Annotated in this window: 8 protein-coding genes; 6 read left to right on the forward strand and 2 right to left on the reverse strand. The window is 61.6% G+C overall.

Annotated features, from left to right (window positions below; all coding sequences use genetic code 11):
* Positions 1 to 123: 123 nt before the first annotated feature.
* The 6 genes from C1D09_RS19305 to C1D09_RS19330 are packed head-to-tail and all read left to right on the forward strand — an operon-like array spanning position 124 to position 5,118.
* Positions 124 to 1,626 (forward strand): TadE/TadG family type IV pilus assembly protein, encoded by a 1,503-nt coding sequence (locus C1D09_RS19305; protein ID WP_143975812.1) that lies wholly within the window; start codon positions 124 to 126, stop codon positions 1,624 to 1,626.
* A gap of 5 nt (positions 1,627 to 1,631) precedes the next feature.
* Entirely contained in the window at positions 1,632 to 2,174 is a 543-nt protein-coding gene (locus C1D09_RS19310; protein ID WP_246135807.1) for a TadE/TadG family type IV pilus assembly protein, read from the forward strand.
* Between the two features lie 2 nt (positions 2,175 to 2,176).
* Positions 2,177 to 2,812 (forward strand): TadE/TadG family type IV pilus assembly protein, encoded by a 636-nt coding sequence (locus C1D09_RS19315; protein ID WP_143975814.1) that lies wholly within the window; start codon positions 2,177 to 2,179, stop codon positions 2,810 to 2,812.
* Positions 2,809 to 3,972, forward strand: coding sequence for a CpaE/TadZ family protein (locus C1D09_RS19320; RefSeq protein ID WP_143975815.1), 1,164 nt, complete (start codon positions 2,809 to 2,811; stop codon positions 3,970 to 3,972). The genes C1D09_RS19315 and C1D09_RS19320 overlap by 4 nt, the downstream gene beginning before the upstream one ends.
* Positions 3,956 to 4,546, forward strand: coding sequence for a L,D-transpeptidase (locus C1D09_RS19325; RefSeq protein ID WP_143975816.1), 591 nt, complete (start codon positions 3,956 to 3,958; stop codon positions 4,544 to 4,546). The genes C1D09_RS19320 and C1D09_RS19325 overlap by 17 nt, the downstream gene beginning before the upstream one ends.
* Positions 4,543 to 5,118, forward strand: coding sequence for a hypothetical protein (locus C1D09_RS19330; protein ID WP_143975817.1), 576 nt, complete (start codon positions 4,543 to 4,545; stop codon positions 5,116 to 5,118). The genes C1D09_RS19325 and C1D09_RS19330 overlap by 4 nt, the downstream gene beginning before the upstream one ends.
* Before the next feature lie 39 nt (positions 5,119 to 5,157).
* On the opposite strand, the gene C1D09_RS19335 is transcribed toward C1D09_RS19330, so the two are convergent.
* Together C1D09_RS19335 and C1D09_RS33475 are read right to left on the reverse strand one after the other, a co-directional pair.
* Positions 5,158 to 5,694: a hypothetical protein gene (locus C1D09_RS19335; protein WP_143975818.1), complete on the reverse strand. Its 537-nt coding sequence runs from the start codon at positions 5,692 to 5,694 to the stop codon at positions 5,158 to 5,160.
* A 108-nt stretch (positions 5,695 to 5,802) separates the two neighbouring features.
* Positions 5,803 to 6,004, reverse strand: a 202-nt coding sequence (locus C1D09_RS33475; RefSeq protein ID WP_208760405.1) for a hypothetical protein, incomplete at its 5' end; no start/stop codon positions are given.

The following is a 6,004-nucleotide window of genomic DNA, read 5'->3' on the forward strand; positions in this document are numbered from 1 at the left end:
GTCAATGTCGGCGGCGCGGGGTCGGGTGTGACGACGACGCAGTAAACTGGAACGGAAGGATGCGGTTTCAGTGCGCCGGGCCATACGAGGAGCCTGGCGTCAGGGGAGCAAAAGAGTAACGCCATGCTGCGGACCATTCGCGCGTTCTGGCACGATCAGAGGGGAATAGCGCTGATCCTCGTCAGCGTCACGCTGCCGGCGATCATCGGCTTCTCCTTGCTGGCGATCGACATGAGCCGGGCCAACAACCTTCACAACGATTTGCAAAAGGCGGCGGATGCCTTTGCGCTGGCCGGAGCCGCCGAGCTTGACGGCTTGCCCGGTTCATGGGCCAGAGCCGAACGTGCCATGGCGACACTTGTTACCAACCAGGCCGCATTCTCCACCGTTGGCGCCAATGGCCGGTTCACCTTGACGTCCGGGCAACCGGGCGGCACCGCACGATGCAACAGCGCCGGCAACATTTCGTGGTGTTTCCTGAAGACCTTGCCCGCATCAGACGGGACTCCGGTCACCAGCGCAAACTATGCCAATGCAACGCAATCCATCGGCGAAGACGAAACGGCGTTCATTGAAGTGAAGGTGGCGCCGACCGGTTTCGCCGCAATATTCCCCGCGTCGTTTCTGACGGGCAATTCGGCCAATAACAGCTTCAACGTCGCAGCCCAGGCGACTGCCGGGTTCACGTCGGGCGTCTGCGATTACACGCCAGTCTTCATGTGCAACCCGTATGAGGACACGTCCATCACCGGTGGCGTCACGCTGGAACAGGCGGCACAAACGAGGCAATACCGTCGGCGCCAGATCGTCCTGCGCGGCGACGGATCTTACTTTCCCGGCAACTTCGCTTTCCTGGCTTCACCATTTGGCAATGGCGCCAATCAGCTCGAAAAGATGCTCGCCGACTCCAAGCCGCAGAATTGTTATTCGCGCGACGGCGTCGACACCGAGCCCGGACAGAATGCCGGCCCTGTCGAGAACGGTATCAACTCGCGCTTCGGCATCGACTCGTCCAATTATTCGGACGGACCTGCGGTCAATGTCCGCAAGGGCGCCAAGAACGGCAGCCAGTTCGTCAAGAGCAACAAGGTCGACTACGAAACAGACCCGACGAAGGGTGTCGGACTTGAGCGTGACTCGTGCCAGATCGCCGGCAACTGCACCATGATGGGCGGCCGCATGGGCGACGGTGACTGGAATTTCGCGCGCTACTGGGCTGCCAATCACCCGACACGTGCCGTGCCAGCAGCGCTATCAGGAACCGGCGCCAATCTCCCGACACGTTACGAGGTCTATCGCTACGAGATCGACAACAACATCTATCAGGACGCTGCCGTCGGTGGCGAAACTGGGGTCCCGCCTGCGGCAGCCGGCACCCCGATCTCGACGCCTGATCGCCGGTTGCTCTATGGCGCAATCCTGGACTGCAATGCGCTTCAGGCTTCGGGTACGAATTTCAGCGGCCGCCAGACAGGCATCCCGGTCAGGAGGTTCGGCAGTTTCTTCATCACCGAGTCGATCAAAGACGGGAAGAATATCTATGTCGAACTGGTCGACATCACCGGCAAGGGCGGCAACGGTACGCTCGACAACTATCTGCGCGACGAAGCGCAGCTCTACCGGTGACCGCGATGTTCAAGATGCTGTCCCGATATTTCGATCGATTTCGGCGCGATCAACGCGGCGCGGTGATTGTCGAGATGACAATAATCACGCCGCTGATGCTTGTCCTGTCTGCCGGGGTGTTCGAGTTCGGCAATCTGATCCATGACAAGCTGCTGATGGAGGCAGGGCTTACGGACGCCGCTCGCTATGCCGCGCGCTGCAACAGTCAGTTGTATACCGACTCCGGGCTCGCGGCGATCGACTGTACCGCCATTGCCGCGAACATCGCTGTCTACGGCAAGCCATCCGTAACCGTTGTCAACGGCGTCGTGACCGATACTCCGCGCGTCAGCGGCTGGCAGACCTCCAATGTCACCGTGACCACCAACAACTCCTGCCAGGATACCGTAGTGGGCGGCGTTACCCAATATCGCGCCACCACCGCACAAGTCTGCACCGTCCGCGCGTCCGGTACCTACCCATACACCGGTGTCGGAATGCTGGCGTTCATAGGCATCGGGCCGATAACGCTTCAGGGCTCCCACGACGAGCGGTTGATCCGGTTCTGATCATGATCCAGCGTTTCGCAAAATCGGAAGACGGCGCGGCGATGGTGGAAATGACCATCGTATCGACGCTGCTGTTCTCGCTTGTCCTGGGCTTCGTCGATTTCGGCTATGCGTTCTATCAATGGAACGCGGCCACCAAGGCGGTGCAGGTCGGCGGCCGGCTGGCGTCGATATCGGATGCGGTGGCAACCAACCTGGCGACCGCGGGTCCGATCTCGTCTCCCGGCGCCCCGGTTGCCGCCGGCGCCTATGGTCCCTTCGTCTGCACCTACACCGCAGGCACGGGCGGCTGCAGCAACGGCGGCGGCTTCAGCGCCGCCAATTTCAGTCGCATCTTCCGTGGCGACACCGCAAACACCAATGATGACGCCTGCCCCAACCTGGCCGCAAACCAGCGGCCGGGCATGTGCCACTTCTTCCCGGGCTTGCTGCGCAGCAACGTCGTGGTCACTTACTCGGCCACCGGCCTTGGCTATCAGACCCGGCTAAGCGGTCCGGTGCCGACAGTCACCGTCAGCCTGCAGAACAGAACCTTCCAGTTCTTCTTCCTGCAGGGACTGATGGGTTTCGCCAACATCAACATGCCCTCCATGCTGAGCACGGTCACGGGCGAAGATCTGAAGAGCACCTGGCCATGAACGCCATCAACACCAAGGTTACACCGACAAAGCGAAAGCAGGTGGCGCTGTTTTCGTCGGATCCGAACTTCAAGCGCGATGTGGCGACGCGGCTCGATGCGCTGGCGATCTACGACGTCAGGGTTTCCGAGACGGATGATTTTCTCAAAGGCCCGCCCGCCGATACGCGTCCCGGCATCGTCATCCTCGATCTCGGCGGTGGCGACCTGCTGGGCAAGCCCGGCATCGTCGAGGCGCGCGCGCTATGGGCGACCGTGCCGCTGATCGCGGTTTCCGATGAGCTGACGTCGGAACAGACGCGCGTGCTGGTGCGCATGAACGCCTCGGATTGGCTGCACAAGCCGCTCGACGGCAAGGAACTGCTCAACGCCGTGACCTTCCACGATACCGGCAGCCAGGGCACGAAAAGCCGGATCATCACCTTCATCAGCGCCAGCGGTGGGGCCGGTGCCACGACGCTCGCTTTGTCGGCGGCCGAATTCCTCGCCTCGAAATCGGCGGAGCGCGCGGCCTCGACCTGCCTGGTCGATCTCGATTTCCAGAGCGCCAATTGCGGCGCCTATCTCAATCTGTTCAACCAGTTCGATCTCGCGGGCATCATCAGCCAGCCGGAACGGCTCGATGTCGAGCTGATGGATGTCATCAAGCTCACGCGCCCGTCCGGTCTCACCCTCTATGCGTTCGAGAGGCCGCAACTGCCCTTCGAGCCGCACGGCAGCGATTTCGTCTTCCGGCTTCTGGACCTCGTCGCCTATCGCTTCGATGACATCGTTATCGACTTGCCCAATATCGAAACGCCCTGGCACAATTCGGTGCTGTCAACCAGCGACGAGATCTTCATCGTCTTCGAACTCAACGTCGCTTCACTGCGGCAGGGCAAGCGGCTCTACAAGAAGATCCGCGAACTGCGCGGCAATGCGGTCAGCATCACGCTCGTCGCCAACAAGCACAAGCGCAAATGGTTTGGGAACCATTTTTCGCGCAGCGAGCTCGAGAAGATCTTCAAGGCTCCGCATATCAAATCGGTCGCACTGGACAACGCTCTCCTGACCGATGCCTTGAACCGGGCGATCCTGCCCTCGGAAGTGGACGGCAGGGCGCGCTTCAACAAGGATCTGAAGAAGATGTTCAAAGAGCGGCTCGATGACGCTGCCCGGTAGAGAAGGCCTCGTCCCAAGGCTGGCCGGCACCTGCGTGCTCGGCCTGCTGCTGGCGATGTCGGCCCAAGGCTTCGCCGAGGCGCGGTCGGGGCTTTCGGACCGGCCGCCTCTGCCGGCGATGGGACCCAGCCTGCGCAAGGCGGTTGCCTTCGCGACCACCGAACAGCCGGGAACGATCATCATCCGCAAGAGCGAGAAGGCGCTTTACCTGGTAACCCGCCAGGGCCAGGCATTGCGCTACCAGATCAGCGTCGGGCGTGACGGATTTGGCTGGACCGGGGTGGTGAAAGTCGGCGCCAAGACGGAATGGCCGCAGTGGCGCCCGCCCCGGGAAATGCGCGCCCGCCAACCGGAACTCCCGGAGCTGGTGCCTTCGGGTCCCTATAACCCCTTGGGCGCGCGGGCGCTGTATCTGCTGCGGGACGGACATGACACGCTCTACCGCATCCATGGCACCAACGATCCCTCGGGCGTGGGATTCGATGGCACGTCGGGCTGCTTTCGCCTTACCAACACGGACGTGATCGATCTTTTCAAGCGCGTGCCAGTTGGCACCAAGGTGGTGGTTCAATGACGACGATCAGCGACCCGCATGTACCGACTGTCTCGGCCGAGCCGATTGAACCGCAACTGCTCGGCAAGGATGCGAGCCGGTCTCGGCTGGCGGTCGTTGTCGGCGTCGGATTGACCCTGTTTGCCGTGCTGAACGCAACCGCCGCCGTCTACCTCTATCGAGGCATCAACGACCTGCGCACCGTCGAGGGACGTCTCGAGGAACTCGGTGCGTTCGAGCAGCGGATCGTCGCCCGGCTCGACACGGTCAACAACGGGTTTCAAAACCGATTTGAACGGCTGGACAGCCAACTGCAGGGGAATTTCAACCAGATCAACGGCAACATAGCCCGGCTGGAACAAAACCCGCCCTCGGCGCGCGAGGACAGCAGCACCAGCGCGGCGGAACCCGTCGTCGTCACCAGCACCCTGGCGGATGCATCTTCCGGCAACAGCGAAGTCGCGGCCGAACCCTCGGCCGCCGAGACGCCACGGCCACTCAAGCGGAAAAATGCAGCGCCCCCTGGCCCGAACCCCGCCTACCAGCGAACGGAAACGCCGGACGGCAAGGTCTATTATCGCAAGATCAATTGAGGCATATCGGGGTTCCGGTGAAGCCGGACGGAGCCGAACCTAGAGGTCCCGTCCCAAAGTCATGAGACGCAGGGCAAGAGACTCGCCGCGCTGTCGCGTCTCGCGCAGGAACGCGACGTGACAGTACGCGCAGGCGGCGAAGCCCAGGACAAGCACCACGCTGTTCTGCCAGGTAAAATCGATCTTCAGGGCGAATTGCAGGCCGTTGGGCATCGGAAACGCAGCGACCGTGCTCGCCGTCTCCGAACGACTGCCGGAAGCGATCATCAGTCCGGCAAAAAGCAGGGCGACGTGGTTGGCGAGGAAGAAAGCAGCCGCTGGTCTCATGCGGCAAGCGCTCCAGAACACCAGCGCCGCGGCAATCAGGATGAGGGCATCCAGAACCATCGAACCGTGGAGATACAGGTCGACCTGTTGCCAGAACATCGCCGACAAGGGGCGCAGTTCAAGCCAGATCCTCCACATTGCGGGGCTGGCGGGATAGCTCCCGAGCAGCATGGTCGCCATTCGCTCGCAGGCCAAAACCATCAGGATGAAAGCCGGAAAAGCGAAGAGTAGGATCGGCCTGCGCTTCATTTTAACCTCTACAATCTGGCATCAGCATAGATTGCAGAGATTGCGCGAGGCTTAACGCAAGGGCGCCACTATTGTCGTGCTTGGCGGTTCATTCGGGCCGCCCTCAATTCAGTATCGCCGTTCATGCCGTGGTCGCATGATCTTGGTCGAACGTCGCCAGATTTCCACGGCTGCCTTCGGCCCATGCAAGCTCTTACGAGTCTGCCGGCATTGAGCCGTATGTGCGTCCGGACTTTGCCATGCCAGGCGGCGTTTGGCCGAAGCCGCAGCCAACCCATTTTGTGCCATTTTTGCTACATTTCCCAACCTT

The organism is Mesorhizobium intechi, from assembly GCF_002879535.1.
GTDB classification, from domain to species: domain Bacteria; phylum Pseudomonadota; class Alphaproteobacteria; order Rhizobiales; family Rhizobiaceae; genus Mesorhizobium; species Mesorhizobium intechi.